The 1,611-nt window shown below is 29.1% G+C and carries 2 protein-coding genes; both read left to right on the top strand.

The genetic code is table 11. The features are described from left to right. Positions 1-200 precede the first annotated feature (200 nt). Positions 201-593: an STAS/SEC14 domain-containing protein gene (locus F6K13_RS32220; protein WP_124144201.1), complete on the top strand. Its 393-nt coding sequence runs from the start codon at positions 201-203 to the stop codon at positions 591-593. 566 nt (positions 594-1,159) lie between these two features. After that, on the top strand, positions 1,160-1,414 hold the full coding sequence (locus F6K13_RS32225) for a hypothetical protein (protein ID WP_124144200.1): 255 nt from the start codon (positions 1,160-1,162) through the stop codon (positions 1,412-1,414). Positions 1,415-1,611: the final 197 nt, after the last annotated feature.

Genomic DNA, 1,611 nt, shown 5'->3' on the forward strand with positions numbered 1-1,611 from the left:
TTACTTAGTATATTGCTAAGTAATCTGAGTATGTCAATTTATGCAGGAACAATATATGGGTTTATACCCTTCAATTAATAGGGAAAAATCAAGGAAATAGAGAAATCATAATTACTGTACCAAGGGATAAAAAATCTGGGGAAGCTCTACCAAAAAATATCAGATTAAAATTAGAAGTATCTCAGAAGGAGAAAAATACTATGATGGAAATTATACATCTAGCAAATCAGAACATCATTGGTCTTAGTATTGATGGCAAAATTGAAATAAGTGACATTGAAAAAATAAAAAATTTAGTGGGGGAAAGATTAAAATCTCAACCTAAATTACGAGTTTATGTTGAAGTTAAAAGTTTTCAAGGAATATCTGTGGAAGCTTTATGGGAAGATTTAAAATTTGGTCTAGGACATCTGAAATATTTTGATAAAAAAGCAGTTGTATGTGACGCAGCTTGGGTAAATAAATTGACTATTGCTAGTAATAAAATTTTTAGCAATATGACTCATATAGAGGCAAAATGTTTTTCCTGGTCAGAAAAAGACCAGGCTTTAGAATGGATAATAACTGACACTCCACGGACTCAAGTCGCGTAGATTCTGTTTAGTTCCGTGACATGAAAAACGTCAACGTTGGGAACCAAAAATTGTTAAGACAGGGGATATATTCACCTGTCTTAATTTTTGATCAGTTTACTGAAAAATTATGCCAAATTTTGTCAAAGTTAGGAAGAGAGTGATTGTCAAACAAAAAATTAGACTAAAATCTGAGTCAGGTATTTAGTAATTTAAATCCTTCTTGAGAGACAGAATATTAAGGGTTAAAATTTTCTTTAACTTATAGCGCTTTTCACTTTAATGAAATACATAACTTCTGCTTTTTAATTCCTACCTTCTACCTTTAAGCAAGAGTTTCTTTGGTCTACCTAAATGAAAACTTCTAGAATTCATAATTCTATTTACTCACAGCTAATATAAAAATTAAGGAAACTCTAATAGAGCAACTATATAATTTTAATTAATCTAATTTTAAAAGGACTTAGGCAAAATGAAGATTTTTACACTAGATATTTCTGGGAACTAAGTTTTTGCCTAGTAAATTTGAGCGCTTGAGATTAATTTTCAGATATTCCTACTAGATATAGTATAATTTTGGTAGCAGTTTGGTAACAGTAACAATATCTATTGAAAAACTTTATCAGTGGAAAATTATTTTGGTTGTGAACAAAATGTCGAAAGGGGTGGGAACATATTCTGAACAAAAAGATAACTATAGTCAAAGCCTAAATAAAGCACTTTATCCTCACAATATTAATGAGTTTCCTGTTTGTTTTATTGATGCTAAAGATTATTGTAAAGGTATTGAAAAAAATAATGAAAATAAGAAAAATAGTAGTTACTTTAATACTTTTTTATAAGTCGTCAATAATTTTATTTAATGTCGGGGTTCTCTAACTCATTACGATATACCTGTACGGATTACAATTGAATCTTTAAACCAAGCTAAAACTAATTTTAAGGAACAACAAAATATTATAGAAACTTTAGCTAAAGCTCTAAAAGAAGAATGTAATCGTGCAGAAAAAGAAGTAGAAAAAGAACAAGCAAAACTTGA

The organism is Okeania sp. SIO2B9 (assembly GCF_010672505.1).
GTDB classification, from domain to species: domain Bacteria; phylum Cyanobacteriota; class Cyanobacteriia; order Cyanobacteriales; family Microcoleaceae; genus Okeania; species Okeania hirsuta.

Coding starts and splice junctions, on each gene's coding strand:
- F6K13_RS32220 (WP_124144201.1), top strand. CDS start 201: ATGATGGAAATTATACATCTAGCAAATCAGAACATCATTGGTCTTAGT.